A 22,889-nucleotide genomic window follows, 5' to 3' on the forward strand; every position below is an offset into this window, starting at 1 on the left:
AGCTTATTTGTCTCGAAATTAAATAATAAGCCTGAATCTGTCAAGTTTATATTGGCAGATTCAGGCTTATTAATTTTTATAGCTTCTTTAGATCTTTTGCGTCCGTTTTATCTGCCTCTTTAATGCTTATGGCAAAACCACCACCCGGAGCCGATAATTGAGAAAGTTTCGACCTGCTATCTACTCTATATTTCTTGATCTCGTAAGCCTGCGGATTCATTCTATAGTGAGCGGACGGCGCATCTGAATAAATTGTGGCGATATATGTCTTTCCCTTATCCAGAAAATCGAAATTTATCCTGGCAGTCCTGGCATCATTACCATTCACATTACCCACGAACCAGTTGGTGCTTCCTTTTTCCTTTCTGGCGACAGTAACATAATCTCCCGGCTCTGCTTCCAGGTATACACTCTTGTCCCAGTCTACCGCGACATCCTTAATAAATTGAAAGGCATCTGGAAATCTCATATAATTTTCAGGAAGGTCTGCTGCCATCTGCAACGGGCTGTACATTGTAACATACAATCCCAGTTGATTGGCAAGGGTGCTATTCACTTTAGAATCATTTTCAGGATTCAGTTTAGAAAGATCCATTTCGAATATTCCCGGAGTATAATCCATAGGGCCTCCCAGTAACCTGGTAAAAGGAAGCACTGTTACGTGGTTAGGTTTTGAACCTCCAAAAGATTGGTACTCGGTACCACGGGCAGATTCGTTCCCTATAAGGTTTGGATAGGTACGGGCAATCCCGGTAGGTCTCACCGCCTCGTGGGCATTCACCATGATCTTGTAATCTGCTGCTTTTTCAAGTGCATACTGATAATGGTTTACCAGCCACTGGCTGTAATGGTTTTCTCCACGCGGAAGAATATCTCCTACATATCCGCTTTTTACAGCAGGATAACCATATTTGTTCATAAACTGGTAAGCAGTATCCAAATGCCTTTCATAATTACGAACAGATGAAGAAGTTTCATGATGCATGATCATTTTCACTCCTTTGCTTTCCGCATAGTTCTGAATTTCTGCCACATCAAAATCTGGATAAGGAGTTACAAAGTCAAAAACATAATCCTTAGAATGACCAAACCAGTCTTCCCAGCCAATATTCCAACCTTCAACAAGAACTCCATCGAAACCATGTTCAGCAGCAAAATCTATATATTCTTTTACATGTTCGGTATTGGCAGCGTGCTTCCCGTTTGGTTCAGCCGCTTCAAAATCGGTTTCTCCTAGTTTTACCGCTTTAAATTCATCAGTATAATTCCATGAACTCTTGCCGGTGATCATCTCCCACCAAACTCCAATGTATTTCATTGGCTTGATCCAGGAAGGATCTTCAATCGCGATAGGTTCATTAAGGTTATAGGTCATTTTTGAAGCAAGTATATCACGGGCATCATCGCTTACTATGATGGTTCTCCAGGGTGAAACTGTTGGAGCCACAAGATAACCCTTGTCCCCATTTACATCTGGAGTCAACCAGGATTCAAAGATCATCTTTTCATCATCCAGGTTAAGGTGCATGGTCGCATAATCTATTAGCGCCGCCTCGTGTAAATTGATGTACAAACCATCTTCGGTCTTCATCATCAATGATGTCTGCACCCCGGTATTGGAGAAAGATGTCTGGGAAAGATTTGCCGTGATCGCAGTTTCCATGGTCTCTCTTATCTCAGAAAGTTTAGATTCTGTATAATCATATTCCTGGGTGTCATAATCTCCCGGGATCCAGAAAGCAGTATGGTCTCCGGCCATAGCGAACTGAGATCTTTCTTCCTTGATCACAAAATGCCCCAGGCTGCCCTGCTGCGGAAATTCATATCTAAAACCTAACCCATCATTGAAAAGTCTGAAACGTATGATCAGATTTCTATCTGTTTCCTCCTGAAGAAGGTTTACTTCTAATTCGTTGTAATGATTCCTTATTTCCTTTTCCTCTCCCCAAACCGGTTCCCAGGTCTGGTCGAATGTAGATTCTTCGGTTTCAGAAATACTGAAACCAGATAAAAGGTCTTTTTCATCTCTTAGATCGAAGCCAAGTTTACTAGGCTTTATCACCGCCTGGTCTTTATAAGTTAGACTGTAAACTGGAGTTCCATCTTCCTGAAGAGAAAATTGCATTACGAGCTCTCCATTGGGAGACTCTAAAGTTTGAGCAATGGCAACCTGAATGAAGACCAGGCATAAAAGGGTAAATAGTAGAGTTTTTTTCATTTTTGGTTCTTTAAAAAAGAAAGGCCAGGATTAGCCCGACCGGGTTATTCTTATAAAATTAAATTGTTTTAGCCTATCGCCTGTTTAAGATCTGCGATCAGGTCTTCTTCATCTTCCACTCCTACACTGAGTCTAATTAATGAATCTACGACCCCGATCTTTTCTCTTTCATCTTTAGGAATAGATGCATGGGTCATGCTTGCAGGGTGGCCAGCAAGAGATTCCACTCCACCTAGTGATTCAGCCAGGGTGAAAACTTTAAGTTTTTCAACAATGCTGGTAGCACTCTGCAGGGTATTTTCTTTAGTGGTAAAAGAGATCATTCCGCCAAAACCTGACATCTGCTTTTTGACAATATCGTGGTTTGGATGATCTTCGAATCCCGGCCAGTAAACCTTATCGATCTTTGGATTTGCTCTAAGAAACATGGCCACAGCCTCACCATTTTCGCAATGACGCTGCATTCTAAGGTGAAGGGTTTTTATACCTCGCAATACTAGGAAACTGTCCATAGGACCACAAATAGCTCCGCTTGCATTCTGGATAAAATAGAGCTTATCTGCCAGCTCCTTATCCTTTACCACAAGACCTCCCATAACTATATCACTGTGCCCACCCAGGTATTTGGTAGCGCTATGCATAATAATATCTGCACCGAGCTCCAGGGGCTGTTGCAGGTATGGCGTTGCAAAAGTATTATCTACCGCCAGTAAAAGCTCATGTTTTTTAGCAACCCTGGAAACCGCTTCAATATCGATAATATTCATCATCGGGTTTGTGGGTGTCTCTACCCAGATTAGCTTCGTGTTCTTATTAATATACTCCTCGATACGATCTGCATTCTGCATCCCTACAAAATGGAATTTTATACCCAGACCTTCAAAGATCTTAGTGAATAGCCTGTAGGTTCCACCGTAAAGATCATTGGTGGAAATTATCTCATCACCAGGTTTAAATAGTTTTAAGACCGCGTCTATAGCTGCAAGTCCCGAACCAAAAGCAAGTCCGAAATTTCCATTTTCCAGGCTGGCCAGAGATTTCTCCAAAGCAGACCTTGTTGGATTAGCACTTCTAGAATATTCAAACCCCTTATGTCCTCCCGGCGTACTTTGAGAATAGGTACTCGTTTGATAGATGGGAGGCATCACCGATCCGTATGCCGGATCTGTATTTTCCTGGCCACCATGTATGGTCTTCGTATTGAATTTCATTATTTGATAATTAAAAGGTTTCGATCTTTCGTATAAAGACTGAGAAGAATAAAGGCATCTGTGACAGATTTATCAGTCTGAAAAAATCGAAAAACAAATGTAGTGAGCCTGTTGGGCAATCACAAAATTGCCTTTACCTTTATCGCTTTATTTAACACCTATTTATCGTGAAAAGATTTTTTGCCGCCTGTTTACTGGTATTCCTTAGTATTTCCTGTGCCGATGATAAAAAAGAAGAAGAAAAAGACACGATAAAAGCCCTCTCTTTTTCCTCGAAAACCATCGAAAAAAGCCTTAATGATTGTCTTCCAGAAAATGGAGAATGCACCTTCATTTCCCTGAACTTCCCTGTTGCAGAAAATGGAAAGGGCGAAGCCGAAAAGATCAATAAGCAGATCGAGAATTTTATCGTAAAAACAGTTGATTTCCAGGATGAAGGTAGTGTTGAAAAACCAGAAGAACTGGTAGAAAATTTTATCAAGGACTATAAAGAGACCGCCAGTGATTTTCCTGAATATGAACTGCCTTGGGAGGCTACGGTTGTTGGAAAAGTGAATTACAGGTCTCCTTCTGTGATATCCGTAAAATTCAATACCGATATGTTCACAGGAGGAGCACATGGTTATCGCAGCACCAATTACTTGAATTTCGATCCGGAAACCGGGAAAATATTAAATGCTGAAGACCTCTTTAATTCAGAATTCATGGCTTTCGCTGAAGAAGACTTCAGGAAGAAAAATGATATTCCGCTTGAAGAGAATATTAACAGCACCGGGATGTTCTTTGAAAATGATGAATTTCATTTACCTAAAAACATTGGTGTTACCAGAAACAGTATTATCCTGCACTATAACGCTTATGATATCGCGCCATATTCCGCAGGAGATTTTGTATTGAAATATCCACGAACTGATATACAGCAGTTTTTAAAGTTGAAGAAATAAGCATTAAATTTTCAAAATTTAAGACCAAAGAGTATGAAAAAAATATATCACCTTTCAACCTGCGATACTTGTAAAAGGATCATCAAGGAACTTGATCTGCCAGATTCATTCATATTTCAGGATATTAAAACCGAGGAGATCACCGAAGCTCAGCTTGAAGAAATGAAAGAGCTTTCTGGAAGTTATGAATCTCTTTTCAGCAAAAGAGCGAGGTTATATAAGGAAAGAGATCTAAAAAATAAGGATCTGATAGAAGAGGATTTCAAGAAACTCATTCTTGAGCATTATACTTTTTTGAAAAGGCCCGTCATCATTAACGAAGAGCAGATCTTTGTTGGAAATTCCAAGAAGAATGTTGCTGCCGCGAAAGAATCTGTTCATGGATAAAAGCCGGCTTTTGGCTATCCTGGCCGCCTTTCTTGCCAGTGCTATCTACGGGGTTAACCATACGATAGCAAAAGGACTGATGCCCCTTTATATAGAGCCTTTCGGTTTTATACTTTTAAGGGTTACCGGCGCGGCTATACTTTTCTGGATCATTAGCCTGTTTGCGCCGAAGGAGAAGATCGCAACTTCAGACTGGCCAAGAATACTAGGGTGTGCGGTGTTCGGCATGGTATTGAACATGCTGTTCTTTTTTAAAGGTCTCAGCCTTTCCACACCTATTAACAGTTCGGTCATTATCACGCTTTCTCCGGTAATGGTCCTAATCCTTGCATCTATTCTTATCAAGGAGCGTATCACCTTACTCAAGACCCTTGGCATCATAGTAGGAATGGCGGGAGCCCTTGTCCTGGTAATCTTTAGCAAAGGCGAAAATTTCAACGCGCCCAATATTCCCCTGGGAAATGTATTGTTTATAGTCAATGCCTTTTCTTATGGCTTATACCTAATCCTGGTAAAACCGCTTACTAAAAAATATCACGCATTCACCCTGATGAAGTGGCTCTTCTTTATTGCCATTTTTATTAATCTGCCGATGACCTATTCTGAATTTGTAGCTGTAGACTGGGCTAACCTGCCTTTTGATGCTATCTGGAAAATGGGATTTGTCGTGCTGGGGACCACTTTCATGACCTATTTACTGAATATCTACGCCCTGAAGCAGCTCTCCCCTTCTACGATAAGCGCCTTTATTTATTTACAACCCCTAATCGCAATTAGCTTCGCCATATCTGTAGGTGCAGATAAACTTACCTGGGTTAAAGGTATCGCCGCCGCTCTGGTGTTTATCGGGGTTTATATGGTAAGCGCAAAAAAGACTAAGGTAAAGTCATAACCAAATTTATCTTTAATAGGAAAAGTAACCTCCAGACCCACTACCATCCAATGCGTCATTGGCTATTATTACAAGAATCACAAATAAGCCAATAATTGACACTGCTACCGTAGCAATTGTAGAAATAGGATAATTTTTCGCCTGAATTTTCTGAATATCCAGTTTTTCCAGGTTAAAACTATAAAGATTACCACTTTCACGCCCTATCACCCCCGCTTTTACAAGTTTTTTAAAGGTTGAGTTATTTTTTCGCACCAGTCCGTAATACTCGCCATTAGAACCTTTGATGCCTTTAAAGATATATTTCTCATTGGTAGTGGTAACTTTTACCTTTTTGCCCTTATCCCTTGCTTCAGAAAGGCTTATAGGAGCTGTATTATATATACTGCATGCGTAAAATAAAAAAGAGAAAACCACCAGGTAAACCAGGAACCTTAAATTTTTATTTCTGAAAATTTCCATGAGCTAAATGGTTTTAATTATTGAACATATTTTAATCTAAAAACAAAAGGTCATCAAAGTAATTATCAACTGCCACCCATAAGATCACAGTGGAAGCAATTAAACCTATTATCGCCGTAGCTATCGCTGAGCCCGCGGTATTCTTGATCTTAAATTTTTCATATTTCTGGGGGTCGATCTGGTAGGCCAGGAATCCCTCATAGCCTAGGTCTACGGATTCTCTGTTTCTGAATCCGTTCTTATAAAAAATTGACTTTTTTGCTAAGGCGTAGAAATTACTGTCCTTCTGTATCAATTTGTAAAAAGGATATGCTTTGCCCTCTTTGTCTATCATCTTGAATTTCTTTTGTGATCTTACCACCTCTTCAGGAGTGAAACTCTGTTTATAATAGACCGTGCAGCTTTGAAAGATCATTGCGGCAACCAGGAAGGCAACAATAATTTGAAGAGTACTTTTCATTCCTGATCATTTAATAAAAGATCAGGGGCAGAATTATATAAAATTAATTATTAATTACTGATTAACAGTATTTTGCGATTAATTTTTGCTCATGAAATACGTTAATTACCTAATTCTGAAGTTCGATTTCAATTTATAAAAACAGCTCAAAAGATCTACCCTCCCCAACTTGAAAAAATGATAATTCCCGCTGAGATCACCAGTACCGTAAAGGTAACCAGGACTGTTACTGCAACTGTCACTATCGTCGAGACCGGTTTATTTTTGGGATAGATCTCACTTACCTCCAAAGAATCCAGAAGGTAATGACGCATTCTGCCATGGTCTGAATATTTAATGCCCTGCTCATCGAGGTATTTTAAAGTCTTCCTTTTCTTCGCAACCCCTATCAGGTCATTTTCATCTTTCAAAAGTTTTTTGAATTTCAACTTTGTACCATCATTAGTAACCAGCACTACCTTTGTATCTTGTTCTATCGCCTTATCTGCGCTAACACTGGTTCCCCTGTACACGGTACAATTTTGAAACAGAAGAAAAATAAAAATCCCTAAAAATCTCAAAGAGACTTTTAGGGATGTATAATGTAAAAAGGATTTCATGGATCTAAGATTAGTTAGACTCTAAGATATCTAAAAATCAGTTTAATCCATTTAATATATCTGAAAGTTGTGTTTCCATCTCAAAGTTCTCGATTCCGGTTTTGGTCCGGAAATATTCAAATATTTCAGGATTGCTTAGATCGTGTACTTCTTTTATTCCCTTTATGATGGTTGAAATATAGGCTTCACTTGGCTGGTTTATCTCATCCTCCAGGTAAACTTCACTGATAAAAGTTACCACCGGTTTTCCCTCTATATCTCCCAGGTAGATCAAATGCCCGTACCTGCCACTGGTCATACAATCGTAATGACCTTTATTTTTCAATTCTTCAAAGTCGATTTCGATCTCACCTTCAAACTTAAGCTCCTGTCTCACCAGGTCTTTGAACTGGCTGGAATTTATGAGATAAGTACGCCCTAAAGTTTCAATGGTCTCATCCCGGTTAGCTTTCAAAAAGCAGATGCCACCACCATTCCAGGTTTCTGCCTCCTTGGCAAAATACATCTCTCTGTTTATGATAAATGGCTTGCTGTCCTTAGGTTTGGTTTTGTCTGAACATCCCTGGAAATTTTTCACAGCTCCAGCAGGAGTTCCTCCCTGGATATAACACATAAAACGCTCTTCCCTTATATTGGACCCATAGCACGCATACCATATCTCGTTGATGCCTGTTTCCATCATATCTAAAGCGCTTCCATTTCTTCAGGAGACAAATTATTCGGGCGCTTTCCAAATTTACGAGTGTCCTCTTTTGTGAGAATTCTGAAATCTTCAGATTTCGGTGTATGATCTAACCTATCAAAAAGTTCTTCGGGTAATTGAGTTAATTTCCTGGTTTCAAGATTTATCCAGGAACCCATCATTTCACAGGTAGCACAGTTTTTCCCGGTATGATCATAGATCCTGTGCGTAAATTCAAAGAACATTCCATCTTCAGAAAGTCCGCTTAATTCCAAGGTTACCTTTACCGGTTCTCCTGCAAATATCTCCTTGAAATAATAGATATGCTCATAAAAAACTATAGGACCCAGGTTAAAATGAGACAGTTGTTTATGGCCAAAACCGTTTTCCATAAGAAAACTCATACGCGTATGGCTCATAAAATTCACGAATGCCGAATTCGCCAAATGCCTGTTGGCGTCCAGATCACTCCATCTTATTTCGAATTTCTTGCTGTACATAAACTTCAATTTATTCAAAACTACCAATAAATATTATGCGTGCATACCTTATTTTACCTAAGTTTATATTAAAATTAGGAAAGGATGCCGGTGATCCCAGGAAAATACATTCCGCCAGGAATTTTTAAAAATGCTGATGCTTCTACCATCTATGCGGCCACTTTAAGAAAGGTTGAGATACCGGTTTTCGAGAGGGAAAGGATCGAACTAAGTGATGGTGATTTCCTGGATATAGACTGGAGCTACACCAAGGACAGGGACTCAGAGAACCTGGTCATTTTATTGCATGGCCTGGCAGGCAAATCAGACCGGCCATATATGAAAGGAATGGCCAGAGCTTTCAATCTTAAGAACTGGACGGCGGTGGCTATGAATTTCCGGGGTTGTAGTGATGAGTTAAACCGACTTTATAAAAGTTACCATGCCGGGGCCAGTGATGACCTCGCCGAATTAATGACCCATGTGCTTTCCCTAAATCAATATAAAAAAATAGCCCTGGTGGGATTTAGTCTTGGCGGCAACATGCTCATGAAATATCTAGGCGAAAACCGCACTCTGCCTGCTCAGGTCGTTGGCGCTGTAGGAGTTTCTGTACCCTGTGATCTTTCAGGTTCGCTGGGCGCCATAAATAGGATGAGGAACTTTGTGTATTCAAAAAGGTTTGAACTGAACCTGAAACAACATCTATATGACCGGGCTAAAAAATTCCCGGACCGCTTAGACAAAAATGATATTTCTGCCTGTAGCTCACTTAGGGACATAGATGATCTATATACCTCTAAAGCGCATGGCTATAAAAATGCGGCAGATTACTATAAAAAAGCCAGTGCCCTGAATTTTCTGGAAGGTATAAGCAAGCCGACTTTAATGATAAATGCAGAGAACGACAGTTTCCTCTCAGAAAAATGCTATCCTGAACAGATCGCTTCCAACTCGGAGTTTCTTCATCTTGAAGTTCCTAAATATGGCGGACATGTTGGTTTTGTGACCCGAAGCCAGATTTATTATCACGAAAAAAGAGCTGTAGAGTTCATAGAGTCCCTGTTATAATTTCAGTTTTCTGAAGACCGATCCATTAGGCATTAGATTGGAGATGCTATAGAATTGATTATCTTTGCGCAAGCTTTTAAAATTCAGGCATGATTCAATCTATGACAGGCTTCGGGAAAAGCGTTACTCAAATTCCCAACAAAAAAATCACTGTAGAGCTAAAATCTCTCAACAGCAAGAATTTTGACCTGAATGCTCGCATTCCGTCTCAATACAGGGAAAAGGAACTGGACCTTCGGAATATCATTTCAAATTCTTTAGGACGAGGAAAGGTAGATCTTTCTATCTACGTGGAATATACCGGCGAACAAACTTCGACGAATGTAAATACCGAAGTGGTAAAAAACTATATGGATCAATTGAGAAATATAGTAGACACCAGTGAAGTAGAATTACTTAAAATGGCCGTAAAGATGCCAGATGCTCTTAAAACCGAAAGAGACGAGATAGACGATGAAGAATTCATAGCTATTGAAGGTGCGGTTAAAGACGCTCTGAAAGAGATCAACGGTTTTAGATCTGATGAAGGTAACGCCCTGGAAAAAGACCTAAGCATGAGGATCGCCAACATCAAGAGCCTTCTTGACGATGTGATAAAAATAGATCCAGATAGGGTTGACGCGGTAAGAGAACGACTTAGAAAAGGTATCGAGGAGATCAAGGAACAGGTAGACGAGAATAGATTTGAGCAGGAGCTTGTTTATTATATAGAGAAATTTGATATCACCGAGGAAAAAGTAAGACTGGATAATCACCTTGATTATTTTCAGAAAACCCTGGATTCAAAAGATTCTAACGGAAGAAAACTGGCCTTTATCTCTCAGGAAATAGGCCGGGAGATCAACACCATTGGTAGTAAATCTAATTATGCTCCCATGCAGCAAATGGTGGTGCAAATGAAGGATGAGCTGGAGAAAATTAAAGAACAAATTCTAAACGTACTCTAAATGAGCGAAGGGAAACTTATCGTATTTTCTGCTCCTTCCGGATCTGGAAAAACCACGATAGTACGTCACTTATTAAGGCATGAGGAATTGAAACTGGATTTTTCCATTTCGGCTACCTCTCGCGAACCAAGGGGAAATGAGGTAGATGGGAAAGATTATTACTTTCTGTCTTTGAACGATTTCAAACAGAAGATAAAAAATGACGAATTCCTGGAATGGGAAGAAGTCTATCGCGATAATTTCTACGGAACCCTAAAAAGTGAAGTAGAGCGCATCTGGAAAAAAGGCAAGCATGTTATCTTCGACATCGACGTAGTGGGTGGCCTGGATATTAAAAAAATATATCCCGAAAGAACCCTGGCCGTTTTCGTAAAACCGCCGAGTATCGAGGAATTGAAGATACGCCTGAAGAAAAGGAAGACCGAGAGTGATGATAAGATCAATATGCGCGTTGCGAAAGCTTCTATTGAGCTGGCCACCGCGCCTCAATTCGACTTCATTATAGAAAACAATCATTTAGGTACTGCTTTAAAGGAAGCATACAGCCTGGTGTCCAGTTATGTTGGAGCTGAAAAACCAAAGGAATGAACAGAAAGGTAGGCTTGTTTTTTGGAACTTTTAACCCTATACATACCGGCCACCTGATCATTGCTAATCACATGGCTGAATATTCAGACCTTGAAGAGATCTGGTTAGTGGTTACTCCGCATAATCCACATAAGAAAAAAAGCACTTTACTGGATAATCACCATAGACTGGAAATGGTTTACCGTGCTTGCGATACCTACGATAAACTGAAGCCGAGCAATATAGAATTTGGTTTACCACAACCTAATTATACGGTAAATACCCTGGCGCATCTTCAGGAAAAATACCCAACGAACGATTTTTGTTTGATCATGGGTGAAGACAACCTGAGAAGCTTTCATAAATGGAAAAATTCTGATGTGATCCTGGAAAATCACGAGATCTATGTGTATCCAAGGATCTCTAATGGAGATATAGCCGAAAGGTATAAGGACCATCCTAAAATAAACAGGATAGAAGCTCCTATTGTGGAGATCTCATCAACATTTATTAGAAAATCTATAAAGGATTCAAAAAATGTAAGACCACTATTGGCTGAGAAGGTCTGGGAGTATATAGACCAGATGAATTTTTACAAATAAGTAAAAGACTGTTTAAAAATCTATTTTGAATCTTCTTTTTAGCTGATTGAACCTACTTTTTTCATTGTGGAACTACAAGCTCTAGAACGTCGACTGCTCTCAGTGTAACATTCTCAAAATTCCTAAACAGTCTTTTGTTATTTTATCTCTTATCGCCTAAAGGCGGAATTCTTAATACCTGGCCAGGATAGATCTTATCCGGATCCTGTAACATTGGTTTATTAGCTTCAAAGATCAACGGATACTGATTTGCATCTCCGTAATGCTCTTTGGATATTTTACTTAGAGTATCACCTCTTTCTACTGTATGAAAAACAGCTTCTGGCTCCGCATTTTGAACATCCATTCTATCATCTACCTGAGCGATCCCTTCAGAGTTTCCAACTACCAGGATGATCTTCTCTCTCGTGGCCTGGTCCAGAGCTCTTCCAGATACCACTGCCATATCATTTTCTATATGTATTTTTAAATTTTCAGCTTTAAGGTTCAGGTCTTTTATGGTTTGTTCCAGTTTCCTCGCTGCGTTCTCATTTTTCTTAAGATCATCCTTAACTCCTACTTCTTTTGAATCGGAATTATCGATCCCAAAAACTTTTTTTCCAGCTTCCTTAATAAATGAAAATATACCCATATTGTTGATTTGTAGTTAGTTATTAAATGTACAAAAGTGAAACAAGTTTAGGGTGATGCCCAGTCCTAAAGTTTTCCAAAAAAAATCTTTTTGAAATCAAAAAAACCGCCTCTTGCGAAACGGTTTTTTTCAACTAAATAACCAACCAAAAAAACTAAGTAAATCCTCCGGTAAAAACCTGAAGAGGACAGTTTGATAACGGAGGTATTGTTATTAGATTGTATTAATCCTCAACCCATAATGTTAAAGTTCTTATCATAGAATATTGAGAAATTCTCAACAAAAGCTCCTAAATAAAGAGAAAACCTTTATATCCCTGTAAATTTGATTATTTTTGAAGTAGAGAATGTAATTATATGGATAAAGCTCCGAGTTTTGGCGTAATAGGCGGTGGTAGTTGGGCTACTGCGATTGTAAAAATGTTGTGTGAAAACCTTGAAGAGGTCAATTGGTATATGCGTAGTGTTTATGCACTGGAACATATCAAAAAACAGGATCATAATCCAAATTACCTGAGCTCGGTAGAATTTGATAATAACCAGCTTAATCTTAGCAACGACATTAACGAAGTTGTAAAAGCTTCTGAGTTTATAATTTTTGCAATTCCTTCTGCCTTTCTGAAACGTGAACTGGATAATTTAACGGTTCCTTTAAATGACAAGGTTATATTTTCAGCCATAAAAGGTATCGTACCAGAGACCAGTTTGATCGTTGGAGAGCATTTCAACCAGTATTTTGATGTACCGATGGAAAATATAGGTGTTCTAACCGGACCCTGCCATGCAGAAGAAGTTGCCCTGGAAAGACTTTCCTATCTCACGGTTGCCTGCCAGGATGAAAAAAAGGCCGAGATCGTCGCCGGTTATCTAGGCAGCGATTATATTACCTGTAAAACCAGTGATGATGTTATTGGGACAGAATACGCAGCAGTTCTTAAGAATATTTACGCCATTGCCGCGGGTATAGCCCACGGACTGGGTTACGGTGATAATTTCCAGAGCGTTTTAATGAGTAACGCCATCAGGGAAATGAAGAAATTCATCAAGAAAGTACACAAGATGAAAAGGAATATCAACGACTCTGCTTACCTGGGAGATCTGTTGGTAACAGGATATTCTGTATTTAGTCGCAACCGTATGTTCGGCAACATGATCGGTAAAGGTTATACGGTAAAAAGTGCTCAAATGGAGATGAGTATGATCGCTGAGGGCTACTATGCTACGGAAAGCGCTTATAAAATAAATAAAGAAAAAGGTGCCAAAACTCCTATAATCAACGCGGTCTACGCGATTCTTTACGAAGGGAAGAATCCTAAGAAAGTTTTCAATAAACTGGTAGATAAGCTGGATTAAGCATAAGTTTTTTCCTACATTTTAGGCTATAAATTACTGATATTAAACTTTTCAGCGATTTTTTTGTTAAAGTTATGGAATTTAATATTACATTTACTTTAACAAATCTAATGAACCAATCTTATGAAAACTAAATTATTAGGCCTTGCCCTTGTGGCTGCTATGGGTTTTATTTCCTGTCAATCTGATGTTTCTTCTGAAAATCCCGAAGAAGTACTGGAACTTCAGGAATCTGAAAAGGTAAAGATCCATGATGCAAACAAACTGCACATTCCACTAATTGTTGGAGGAGAGTCTGAGGTTGACGGTTACCGTCTACACGAAGCCGGAACTTTTACCGGATCGCTGGCAGACTGTGATACTTACGTACATTACCATGGCTCTGATGAACTAACAGTTTTTGAAGGTAAACCGCAATCTTATCATGGAGAAGTTGAACTTAGCAGTCTAGCTTTGAATGATCAGCTGAATATTTGTGGAACGTTTAAAGTACAGAATGATGTAGCTATCAATTACGCCGGAGTTCTTAACCTTGGTGGTGACGCCTGGGTAGGTGGTGATGTAACCGTGATCTACGGTGGTCATTTAACCGTTCAGGGAAAAGTAACCATTGAAGGAGACCTGGTATTAAAGAAAGGAGCAACTTTAGAGTTCCTTGGACCAGACGATGCTATCGAAGTACTTGGAAAAGTTAAGATCGCTAAGAAGGCTATCGTTAACGGTGATTTCACAGATATTTCCAACAAGATAAAATAAGTTTCACCCCCCATTTCTATATTAGAAGGCCGGTATTTTACCGGCCTTTTTCATTTGACAGAATTATCCTATACGTCTTTTCTTACACTTTATCGAATAGTCCTGCCGTTTAAAGAGTTTATAGTTATAATCTCAGCCTAATTACTATTTTTAGCCGTCCAAATACCAAATCTAAAATACTTATGTTTAAAAGATTACTAGCATTAAGCCTGTTTTCGGCATTAATTTTCACTTCCTGTGAGAAAGACAATCCTTCGCCAGACAACCCGGCACAGAATTTCAATATCTCCAGAGACGCTTCTGAACTAAATGGAGCTATCAATTTTGATGAGACCGGAGTCATTGGGGTAGCAAATTTTAATACCAACAGAGGTGCGGAAGCAGCCTCGGTCTTCGGGATAGAGCAGATCGCTTTCGTGGAGCCACCAGTTGTTGATGGAACTACATTACGTGCAACGCACGTAGATGTAAGAGATAATTATGCCTATGTTTCTTACAATAAAGAAGGTGCTGTATATCTTGGAGCGATCGATATTATAGACGTAAGCGATAAATACAATCCAGTATTAGTAAGCAGAATGACCACAGATATCGCCGATATCAACTCTCTTTATATGGATGATAATGGCTATCTCGTTTTCACCGGAGCCTCAGCTAAAGGAGCAAACGGTGGAGCTGGTAACCGCACTCTGCAAGGTTATGTAGCTGTGGAAAACGGTCAGTTCTCAAGAGATTTTGAACTGGACTACAACAATCCTGGTAACGCAGGGGTTCATATCCTCGTGATTGATGGCGAAGCAATCGTTGTTAGCGGTGACGCTGGTGGTGTAGGTAGTTTTATGTATCCGGGAGTTCTTACTCCATTCGACAATCAATCTTTCCTTGACTATGGGGATCTAAGGTCTGCAGCTTATAAAAACAATACTCTTGCTGTTCTAAGCGGTGAAGACGGACTTTTAAACCTGAGTATCAATGATGAGTTAATCGAGAATTCCAGAATAGCAACAGCTGCACTTACCCCAGAATCTAAAAGAACTATGGCCTGGTATGGTGATAATATTTTGGTTTCTGAAGGTGCTGAGGGTGCAGGAATCTATAATTTCGAAGCTGGAGCAAGGATTTCCAGCCTTCCTTTAAGATTACATCCTGATGCTTCAGAAATTAATCCGGAAGATAAAGTAACCAACGCAGTTTCTACAGATGACCACTTTATTTATATGGCCAATGGTGGAGCTGGTCTGGATATCATTAAATTAAATGAAAGCTTAAATCCAGTTGCCGAAGGTATCGCTGAGATTCAGGGAAGCGCGAATTTCGTTCAGGCGAAAGGAGAATATATTTACGTGGCCTCAGGAACCGGTTTAAAGATCCTGAAGATCATTACTCCATTACTGGATGAAGAGACTGGTAGTTTCCTTAATTGTTCAGAATTTGATCCTTATACAGGTGATAAGAACCTAACGATCCCATCAGACATAGAAGCTTCTTACAGCGGATTAATTAACCTGAAACATCTTAATGTTAATGGAATCCTGAACGTTTGTGGTGATCTACTTATCGAGAAAAGTGCCAATCTAAGCAGCGATTCTGCTCTTAATATGTCTGGAAACTTTAAGCTTGGAAACAAGAAGACTTCAGAGAACCTGGTAATTAATTCCAAAAGTGCCTTCCACATAGAAGGTGTAATGGAGATACACGGTGACCTTATCATCGCCAGTGAAGGTGTATTGGAGTTCGTAGGCGAAGATTCAAAGATATATGTGGCTGGTGATGTAAAGATCAACAGCGGCGGAAAAGTGATAGGAGAATTCGAAGATCTAAATAATAAATTTGATTAGATTCGGTTAATCTATTTCAATAAAAAAGCCCCGGAAAGTATCCCGGGGCTTTTTTTATTTCTATATATAGCTTACTTCGCTAATATTCCCTTTTCCGGAATAATAGGAATCTTCTTTGAAGTACTTTCTTTTATAGTATTCGGTTTAAATAGAAAGGTCTTTTCCATCATTTTCGAACCTTGAAAATAAGTCACTTTAAATTCATTGTTCAACTGAAGCACCTCATCCTGCAAATATTCGATCTTCGCAAAGCTTTTGGAAGGCAGCACCTCGATCTTATGGCGCATAAGCGAAGTTTCCCGCTTCTTATCGAATCCTTTAGAGACGATAAGTACCATTTCCAGTGGAACACCAGTGTCATTAATTAAATACACATTCCATTCGTAGGTTTCAAATTCTTCATTAAAAACCTTAACCGCTGCAACGTGTACATCCTTTACTTCTGGTATCTCAATATCTTTTTTCAAACGGAAATACTTTTAAAGTGCCGACTTGAATTGCTCCAGAAAACGAATATCGTTCTCATAAAACATACGGATATCCTCAATCTGGTATAACAACATCGCGATCCTTTCTATCCCCATTCCAAAAGCGAAACCAGAATATTCCTGAGGATCTATATTACAATTTCTCAATACGTTTGGATCTACCATTCCGCAGCCCATGATCTCCAGCCAGCCGGTTCCCTTGGTGATCCTGTAATCTGTTTCGGTTTCAAGACCCCAGTAAACGTCTACCTCAGCACTCGGCTCGGTAAATGGGAAATAAGAAGGTCTAAGCCTGATCTTTGATTTCCCGAATAATTGCTTGGTGAAATAAAGGATGGTCTGCTTCATATCTGCAAAAGAAACATCCTTGTCTATGTATAAACCTTCCACCTGGTGAAAGATACAGTGCGATCTGGCTGAAATGGCTTCATTTCTGAAAACCCTTCCCGGTGAGATCGTCCTGATAGGCGGTTTATTTTCTTCCATATACCTCACCTGAACCGATGATGTATGGGTTCTAAGTAAAATATCAGGATCTGTCTGAATAAAGAAAGTATCCTGCATATCCCTGGCCGGGTGATATTCTGGAAGGTTGAGGGCCGTAAAGTTATGCCAGTCATCTTCCATTTCAGGACCTTCAGAAACATTAAAACCTATATTCGAAAAGATCTCGGTGATCTGGTTCTTTACAATAGAAATTGGGTGGCGCGAACCTATTTCAACCGGTTCTCCCGGTCTGGAAAGATCACCATAAACCCCTTTTTCCTCCTGGCTATTCTCCAGCTCCTCTTTTAAAGCAGTCACTTTATCCTGGGCAGCTGTTTTCAATTCATTTATAGCCTGCCCAAAAGCCTTCTTTTCTTCATTAGGAACATTTCTGAATTCAGCGAAATACTCATTAAGAATACCTTTTTTTCCAAGATATTTTATTCGGAAAGCTTCGATCTCGTCTTTTGTTTTAGCATTAAAGCTTTCAACATCAGCGATATGTCCTTTAATTTTATCGATCATAGGTGATTTCGTTTCGGAAGCGCAAATTTAATAAAATTTAGAGCTAAACCTTCTCCTTTTAAAGGCTTATTCCAATTTCTATTTATCGGAAGAAACCTCTGCTAAAGGAAGCTTATCGTTATAGATATAATTTATCAGGAAAAATACCGATAACGCCCCAAATATATGCCATAGCCAGTGTGTTCCCATAGGGATAATATACAGAAAATTGTCAAGGATTCTGAAACTTATAGCCAGGCCAAAGCTCAAAAAAGCGAGAAGCACATAGCCCCAGTGATGCATTTTTGTGGTAAAGAAATAGGTGATTATTGGCAATAATAAACCCAGGGCCGTGGCGATATATCCTACCGAGGTTGTCACATGCGGGGATAAGGGAATTAACCGTACGCCAAAGACCAGGAATAATATCAGCAATATAAGCAACAATCTGTTCCTTCTGCTTATTCTAAGTTTTATGGTATAATATACCGAAACCGCCAGGCACAGGATCACAATAGGCAGCCAGTCCATATACATCCATACATCATGACTTCTTGTAGCATGATATACGGTTCCTCCCACAAAACCCATAAAAAGGACGGGCAGGCTCCAGGCCAGAAACCTGTGGTTCTTATAATCCTTATATACCTTTAATGAAAAGTAGATAATGATGAATAAAAATAGAATATTGCTATAGGTATTGAATGGCTCCACGGGCAGTCGCCCGGCTAATGTTTCCTGGTAAATAGGCCCGCTATCCCGCGGGAAAGTAATTATTAAAGGCCATAGGTTCATTTATGAAATATATTCCTTTTCCATAAAATATTGCACTATTGCCTCTTTCATTAACACAGATTGTTCGCCCGCCTTAAGCGTAGGCAACTGTTCCTTAACTTTGAAATGCGGCCAGCCATCATCATCAAAAAAATCGAATTCATAATAACCATAAGGCTCTAGTAAAGTGCATATTGCTATATGCATTAGATCCAGTTTATGGTCCTTTTTAAACCTGCGATGGGGTTGCCCCAGTTCCTGTACTCCAATAAGGTAAATTATAGCATCCAGCTCCATGATTTCCCCGTCTGCAAACTGGTCTGAAAGTTTCTTCTGAACTTTTTCCCATCTGTCTTTTAATTGTTCATCTCTTGCCATATTGCAAAGATACCATCTAGATTTAATAATTATTATATTTGATTTATGAATACCGTGGATATTATCTTAAGTCTGGTACTTTTATATGGATTAGTACGGGGCTTTTTTAGAGGATTGCTGGCAGAACTGGCCTCTTTAGTTGGAATTGTTGCCGGAATTTACGGGGCGATCCATTTCTCCTATTATGTTGGTGAGTTCCTTTCTAATCATGTGAACTGGGAGACGAAATATATAAACCTGGCAAGTTTCGCCATCACCTTTATTGTGATCGTATTCCTGGTTTCTCTCGCCGGTAAAATGCTCACCAAGGTTGCCGGTTTTGCGGCTCTGGGTTTAGTGAACAAACTTCTGGGCGCCGTATTCGGCCTTATTAAATCTGCCTTTATCGCCAGCGTGATCATCATGTTCTTTAAAGCCACTAATGAACAGATAGAGATCGTGGAAGATAAAACTCTGGAAGAATCTATTCTTTATGATCCTGTAGAGACGATTGCCCCGGTGATCCTCCCATCAATCATTAAACAGGTGCAGGAAAGGGACCTTCTGGACAATAATGATGAAGAAGAGCATCTCTCTTTAAAATAAGAAATCCGGGAAACAGCTTTTGCCATCACCCGGATAATTTCTGAATCTAATATTGCTTTACAGTAGAGTAACTTTTCCCGTAGAGATAGAGTAAACTCCCCCTACGATCTTAATTTCTCCATTTTCTTCCATCTCCTTCAGGATAGGACTTTTTTCCCTTATCCTGTTCATGGTAAGCTTTACATTGTTCTCCACCACATCGGCAACAAAAGAGTTGTTCTTTGAACTTCTTTCGCCATCGGTACTGGTTGCTTCTACTGCAGGCTTAATATTGCTGAGCAGGTGAGTAATATTCCCAAGCTCTACATTGTCACAGGCAGCTTTTACAGCACCACATCCCTCATGACCAAGGACCATTACCAGTTTACTACCGGCAACCTTACATGAATACTCCATACTCCCAAGGATATCGGTATTCTCAAAATTACCGGCCACACGGGCTACGAAAATATCCCCGATCCCTTGATCAAAAACGGTTTCCACAGCAACCCTTGAATCTATACAGCCAAGAACTACCGCCTGTGGCCATTGTCCTCCACTGGTCTTTTCGATCTGTGAAGTAAAATCCCTTTCATACATTTTATTGTCTGTAAATCTTTTGTTACCGGCCATAAGATCCATTAAAACGGCATCTGGGGTTAGCTTATCCTGTTTTTCTTTATTTATTATCTCTTTGATCATATTATTCTATTTAATTAATAATTCCAGAAAGAAAAAAGCCTTTCCGGGTATTTCCGGTCTAAATTTAAGCTGGTTTTTTATCTAATTCAAAAAATTCCAGGTAACTCTCCGGGTTTTCGACAGTTCCTCTTTCAGAAACGATCTTAATATCAATGTTCTTTTCTTCTGCTTTGATCTTGAAATCATCCAGGATATCGATAATATCCCTGTCCAGATATTTGGTTTTGGTTACATCCATTATCAGGTAAGAATCGTTCTCAAGATTGTTGAGCTCTTTCAGGATCGCTCCTTTATTGATGAAAGTAACCTCTTCTGCCAACCTCATCTTTACGGTCTTACCGCCATTTTCAACATTCTCTATATGCAGGAAGTAAGAATTCTGGTAACTCTTAATAAGGATCACCACGATTCCAACTACAAGACCAAGGCTTATTCCTATTAATAGATCCCCAAATATGATACCTATAATAGTAACCATGAATGGAACGAATTGCTTCCATCCAGCTTGATACATCTGTACAAATAATGCCGGTTTGGCAAGTTTGTATCCAACAAGGAAAAGGATCGCTGCCAGTACTGAAAGCGGAATATAATTAAGGATATTTGGAATGATAACCACAGAAATCAATAGCAGGAATCCGTGCAGGATCGCAGACATTTTCGTTTGTCCTCCAGACTGGATATTCGCAGAACTTCTTACGATCACCTGTGTAATTGGTAATCCACCAACCATACCTGACATTAAGTTACCTGTACCCTGTGCGAAAAGCTCACGGTTGGTTGGGGTGGTTCTTTTGTGCGGATCCAGTTTATCTGTTGCCTCTACACATAAAAGAGTTTCCAGGCTGGCTACCAGAGCAATGGTAAAACCTGTGATCCAGATCTCCATAGTCCCTATCATTTCAAAAGAAGGCAGGGTAAACTGACCTACAAATGAATCGAAACTATCTGGTACCGGAACATTTACAAGATGATCTGCAGAAATTCCAAAGGTTTCAGAATCCCTGGTCAATAGATAATATATAATACCAACAGCTACAGCTACCAAAGGCCCCTGCACCAGTTTAAAAAATTTACCTTTTTTAGAAAGTACGGCCTCCCATAAAATAAGGATGGTCATACCTATGATCGCGATAAGAGTAGCTCCCGGGCTAATATTATTCAGCGCATTAATTAACTCTGAAAAGGTATTCTCGCCATCAACCTGGAAAAAAGCCCAGTCCCCCTGAGGATCTCCATCGTAACCAAAAAAGTGAGGGATCTGTTTCAGGATAATAATGATCCCGATACCTGTAAGCATTCCCTTAATTACACTATTCGGAAAATAATATCCAATGATACCTGCTTTTAGCAATCCGAAAACGATCTGGATAGCACCACCAATCACTACAGCCAGCAACAGGTTCTCATATCCTAATTTTGAAATTGCGGCAAGCACGATCGCAGCAAGTCCTGCCGCCGGGCCACTAACTCCAAGACTGGAACCACTAATGGCACCTACTACGATACCTCCAATTATACCGGCTATTAATCCTGAAAACAAGGGAGCTCCACTGGCTAATGCGATTCCTAAACACAAAGGAATAGCAACAAAAAACACGACAATACTTGCCGGAAAATCTTTATTAAGATGTTTGAACATAATACACTAATATTTATACAGGCGACTTGAATTTTGCACCTGTAATTAAATTTTAAAAAATAAATACGTTGAGCAATCCGCTGAAGAACAGAAAGACGCAGAGATCAGCTAAGTGATCTTGAAACGAAATGTATTATGCTAATTTTGGAGGGGGAGAGGACACGGTAAGACATACGTCATAAACGTTCTCTTTATAATAATGCCCGTCTGTTTTTCTAATCTGAAGAAAATGTATGCTTTCATAGTTAGAGACCATCTCTTCGATATTATATTCAAATGAGATCTGGTTCTTTGATGAGCTCTCTTCCTCGTTCACGTTATACGCAATAGAGATATCAACATTTCTATCTATCAAAGCGATTACGCTTGGTGTAAACAGAAAGCTGATAAACAAAAAAGCAAGTATATAAGCAAATTTCTTCACGGTATCAAAAATAGGGTTTTTCCTGAACAACAAAAAAGTTCGGGTAATCCCAATTAAGAAATAAATATAAAGATTTCTTATAGCTTCTTGATAACCGAGTTTTTTACCCAGCCCTGAGCGCCGTTGGCAAGCTCTATTCTGGACCACTCCTGGTAATCTTCCAGCACCTTGGCTTTGGTACCTTCATGAAGTTCAAAACTTGCATCTCCCCTTAGGTTTGGCTCGTCTCTCACCTCTACTTCTTCTTCAAAGATAATGGCGTATTGATTATCCTGAACATAAGATTGTTGCTGAAAAGCAAACACCACTGAAAGTATGCATAACAACACACTTAGCATGGCACCGCCGAAAAGAAGTCTTTTATAAAGCGGGGTATAAGAGAAATAATATAGCAGGAAGAATACTACAAAAAGTACGGAGAATACAATGGCGAATATCGCCCAGCTGGAATAACTATACGCAGAGATCAATCCATTGAACCACTGTTCAAAACCGGTCTGCTCTACCGCTTCAATATCATCTATAGCCATATTTCGGGCAAATTCAATATTGTTTTGAATATCCTCATCTGTAGGAGCCAGCTGCAATGCTTTTTCGAAATAATAGATGCTTGGCGCCACCTGGTTCAACTTATAATGGGCATTCCCCAGGTTATAATATAGTTCAGCAGAAGCCTCACCGTTATCCAGGATCTCTTCATAAACGCGAATCGCATTTTGATAATCCCCGTTCTGGTAGGCCGAATTAGCTTCGTCAAATAGCTTCTCGTTCTGGCAGAAACCAGTAAAGCTGCATATTATCGTAAATATCAGGATCAACTTTCTCATCA

At 39.6% G+C, this 22,889-nt stretch carries 27 protein-coding genes; 11 read left to right on the plus strand and 16 right to left on the minus strand.

Annotation, left to right across the window (positions count from 1 at the left end):
* Positions 1-76: 76 nt before the first annotated feature.
* Together C8P64_RS04320 and C8P64_RS04325 are read right to left on the minus strand one after the other, a co-directional pair.
* Positions 77-2,218 carry a glycoside hydrolase family 97 protein gene (locus tag C8P64_RS04320; RefSeq protein ID WP_108170800.1) on the minus strand — a complete coding sequence of 714 codons (2,142 nt, stop codon included), beginning with the start codon at positions 2,216-2,218 and terminating at the stop codon, positions 77-79.
* Between the two features lie 68 nt (positions 2,219-2,286).
* Positions 2,287-3,429 carry a cystathionine gamma-synthase gene (locus C8P64_RS04325; RefSeq protein ID WP_108170801.1) on the minus strand — a complete coding sequence of 381 codons (1,143 nt, stop codon included), beginning with the start codon at positions 3,427-3,429 and terminating at the stop codon, positions 2,287-2,289.
* Positions 3,430-3,596: 167 nt separating this feature from the next.
* Here C8P64_RS04325 and C8P64_RS04330 point away from each other — a divergent pair, with 167 nt between their 5' ends.
* The 3 genes from C8P64_RS04330 to C8P64_RS04340 are packed head-to-tail and all read left to right on the plus strand — an operon-like array spanning position 3,597 to position 5,652.
* Entirely contained in the window at positions 3,597-4,373 is a 777-nt protein-coding gene (locus C8P64_RS04330; RefSeq protein ID WP_108170802.1) for a DUF3298 and DUF4163 domain-containing protein, read from the plus strand.
* 33 nt (positions 4,374-4,406) lie between these two features.
* Positions 4,407-4,760 carry an arsenate reductase family protein gene (locus C8P64_RS04335; RefSeq protein ID WP_108170803.1) on the plus strand — a complete coding sequence of 118 codons (354 nt, stop codon included), beginning with the start codon at positions 4,407-4,409 and terminating at the stop codon, positions 4,758-4,760.
* Positions 4,753-5,652 carry a DMT family transporter gene (locus C8P64_RS04340; protein ID WP_108170804.1) on the plus strand — a complete coding sequence of 300 codons (900 nt, stop codon included), beginning with the start codon at positions 4,753-4,755 and terminating at the stop codon, positions 5,650-5,652. The genes C8P64_RS04335 and C8P64_RS04340 overlap by 8 nt, the downstream gene beginning before the upstream one ends.
* A gap of 12 nt (positions 5,653-5,664) precedes the next feature.
* Here C8P64_RS04340 and C8P64_RS04345 read toward each other — a convergent pair whose 3' ends face one another.
* The 5 genes from C8P64_RS04345 to C8P64_RS04365 all read right to left on the minus strand — a co-directional run bounded on the left by C8P64_RS04345 (position 5,665) and on the right by C8P64_RS04365 (position 8,355).
* Positions 5,665-6,114 carry a hypothetical protein gene (locus C8P64_RS04345; protein WP_108170805.1) on the minus strand — a complete coding sequence of 150 codons (450 nt, stop codon included), beginning with the start codon at positions 6,112-6,114 and terminating at the stop codon, positions 5,665-5,667.
* 31 nt (positions 6,115-6,145) lie between these two features.
* On the minus strand, positions 6,146-6,574 hold the full coding sequence (locus tag C8P64_RS04350) for a hypothetical protein (RefSeq protein ID WP_108170806.1): 429 nt from the start codon (positions 6,572-6,574) through the stop codon (positions 6,146-6,148).
* A 155-nt stretch (positions 6,575-6,729) separates the two neighbouring features.
* The gene (locus tag C8P64_RS04355; protein WP_170106625.1) at positions 6,730-7,086 is read right to left on the minus strand and encodes a hypothetical protein; all 357 of its coding nucleotides are present in this window, start codon (positions 7,084-7,086) and stop codon (positions 6,730-6,732) included.
* 124 nt (positions 7,087-7,210) lie between these two features.
* Positions 7,211-7,855, minus strand: coding sequence for a hypothetical protein (locus C8P64_RS04360; RefSeq protein ID WP_108170808.1), 645 nt, complete (start codon positions 7,853-7,855; stop codon positions 7,211-7,213).
* A gap of 2 nt (positions 7,856-7,857) precedes the next feature.
* A complete protein-coding gene (locus C8P64_RS04365; RefSeq protein ID WP_108170809.1) occupies positions 7,858-8,355 on the minus strand; it encodes an acyl-CoA thioesterase in 498 nt (165 codons plus the stop codon).
* An 84-nt stretch (positions 8,356-8,439) separates the two neighbouring features.
* On the opposite strand from C8P64_RS04365, the gene C8P64_RS04370 reads away from it, so the two are divergent.
* The 4 genes from C8P64_RS04370 to nadD all read left to right on the plus strand — a co-directional run bounded on the left by C8P64_RS04370 (position 8,440) and on the right by nadD (position 11,521).
* Positions 8,440-9,405: a YheT family hydrolase gene (locus C8P64_RS04370; RefSeq protein WP_108170810.1), complete on the plus strand. Its 966-nt coding sequence runs from the start codon at positions 8,440-8,442 to the stop codon at positions 9,403-9,405.
* Between the two features lie 89 nt (positions 9,406-9,494).
* Entirely contained in the window at positions 9,495-10,352 is an 858-nt protein-coding gene (locus C8P64_RS04375) for a YicC/YloC family endoribonuclease (RefSeq protein WP_108170811.1), read from the plus strand.
* Positions 10,353-10,940 (plus strand): guanylate kinase, encoded by a 588-nt coding sequence (gene gmk, locus C8P64_RS04380; RefSeq protein ID WP_108170812.1) that lies wholly within the window; start codon positions 10,353-10,355, stop codon positions 10,938-10,940. It abuts the gene before it with no gap.
* Positions 10,937-11,521 (plus strand): nicotinate (nicotinamide) nucleotide adenylyltransferase, encoded by a 585-nt coding sequence (gene nadD, locus C8P64_RS04385; protein WP_108170813.1) that lies wholly within the window; start codon positions 10,937-10,939, stop codon positions 11,519-11,521. The genes gmk and nadD overlap by 4 nt, the downstream gene beginning before the upstream one ends.
* Positions 11,522-11,663: 142 nt before the next feature.
* On the opposite strand, the gene lysM is transcribed toward nadD, so the two are convergent.
* The gene (gene lysM / locus C8P64_RS04390) at positions 11,664-12,152 is read right to left on the minus strand and encodes a peptidoglycan-binding protein LysM (RefSeq protein WP_108170814.1); all 489 of its coding nucleotides are present in this window, start codon (positions 12,150-12,152) and stop codon (positions 11,664-11,666) included.
* Positions 12,153-12,508: 356 nt separating this feature from the next.
* Here lysM and C8P64_RS04395 point away from each other — a divergent pair, with 356 nt between their 5' ends.
* The 3 genes from C8P64_RS04395 to C8P64_RS04405 all read left to right on the plus strand — a co-directional run bounded on the left by C8P64_RS04395 (position 12,509) and on the right by C8P64_RS04405 (position 16,098).
* The gene (locus C8P64_RS04395; RefSeq protein ID WP_108170815.1) at positions 12,509-13,504 is read left to right on the plus strand and encodes an NAD(P)H-dependent glycerol-3-phosphate dehydrogenase; all 996 of its coding nucleotides are present in this window, start codon (positions 12,509-12,511) and stop codon (positions 13,502-13,504) included.
* 123 nt (positions 13,505-13,627) lie between these two features.
* The gene (locus C8P64_RS04400; protein WP_108170816.1) at positions 13,628-14,260 is read left to right on the plus strand and encodes a hypothetical protein; all 633 of its coding nucleotides are present in this window, start codon (positions 13,628-13,630) and stop codon (positions 14,258-14,260) included.
* Between the two features lie 182 nt (positions 14,261-14,442).
* Positions 14,443-16,098 (plus strand): LVIVD repeat-containing protein, encoded by a 1,656-nt coding sequence (locus C8P64_RS04405; protein ID WP_108170817.1) that lies wholly within the window; start codon positions 14,443-14,445, stop codon positions 16,096-16,098.
* Positions 16,099-16,169: 71 nt separating this feature from the next.
* Here the strand turns inward: C8P64_RS04405 and C8P64_RS04410 are convergent, their stop codons facing one another.
* The 4 genes from C8P64_RS04410 to C8P64_RS04425 form a co-directional block, all read right to left on the minus strand.
* A complete protein-coding gene (locus tag C8P64_RS04410) occupies positions 16,170-16,565 on the minus strand; it encodes a hypothetical protein (protein ID WP_108170818.1) in 396 nt (131 codons plus the stop codon).
* Between the two features lie 12 nt (positions 16,566-16,577).
* Positions 16,578-17,597, minus strand: coding sequence for a phenylalanine--tRNA ligase subunit alpha (gene pheS / locus C8P64_RS04415; RefSeq protein ID WP_108170819.1), 1,020 nt, complete (start codon positions 17,595-17,597; stop codon positions 16,578-16,580).
* Positions 17,598-17,675: 78 nt separating this feature from the next.
* Positions 17,676-18,371 carry a hypothetical protein gene (locus C8P64_RS04420; protein ID WP_108170820.1) on the minus strand — a complete coding sequence of 232 codons (696 nt, stop codon included), beginning with the start codon at positions 18,369-18,371 and terminating at the stop codon, positions 17,676-17,678.
* The gene (locus C8P64_RS04425) at positions 18,372-18,728 is read right to left on the minus strand and encodes a hypothetical protein (protein ID WP_108170821.1); all 357 of its coding nucleotides are present in this window, start codon (positions 18,726-18,728) and stop codon (positions 18,372-18,374) included.
* Between the two features lie 45 nt (positions 18,729-18,773).
* On the opposite strand from C8P64_RS04425, the gene C8P64_RS04430 reads away from it, so the two are divergent.
* A complete protein-coding gene (locus tag C8P64_RS04430; protein WP_108170822.1) occupies positions 18,774-19,313 on the plus strand; it encodes a CvpA family protein in 540 nt (179 codons plus the stop codon).
* Between the two features lie 57 nt (positions 19,314-19,370).
* Here C8P64_RS04430 and C8P64_RS04435 read toward each other — a convergent pair whose 3' ends face one another.
* The 4 genes from C8P64_RS04435 to C8P64_RS04450 all read right to left on the minus strand — a co-directional run bounded on the left by C8P64_RS04435 (position 19,371) and on the right by C8P64_RS04450 (position 22,887).
* Entirely contained in the window at positions 19,371-19,994 is a 624-nt protein-coding gene (locus C8P64_RS04435) for a carbonic anhydrase family protein (protein WP_108170823.1), read from the minus strand.
* 64 nt (positions 19,995-20,058) lie between these two features.
* Positions 20,059-21,636, minus strand: a complete 1,578-nt coding sequence (locus C8P64_RS04440; protein WP_108170824.1) for a SulP family inorganic anion transporter — start codon at positions 21,634-21,636, stop codon at positions 20,059-20,061.
* A 133-nt stretch (positions 21,637-21,769) separates the two neighbouring features.
* A complete protein-coding gene (locus tag C8P64_RS04445) occupies positions 21,770-21,991 on the minus strand; it encodes a hypothetical protein (RefSeq protein ID WP_146167177.1) in 222 nt (73 codons plus the stop codon).
* Positions 21,992-22,137: 146 nt separating this feature from the next.
* On the minus strand, positions 22,138-22,887 hold the full coding sequence (locus C8P64_RS04450; protein WP_108170826.1) for a tetratricopeptide repeat protein: 750 nt from the start codon (positions 22,885-22,887) through the stop codon (positions 22,138-22,140).
* Positions 22,888-22,889: the final 2 nt, after the last annotated feature.

The organism is Christiangramia gaetbulicola (genome assembly GCF_003054225.1).
GTDB classification, from domain to species: domain Bacteria; phylum Bacteroidota; class Bacteroidia; order Flavobacteriales; family Flavobacteriaceae; genus Christiangramia; species Christiangramia gaetbulicola.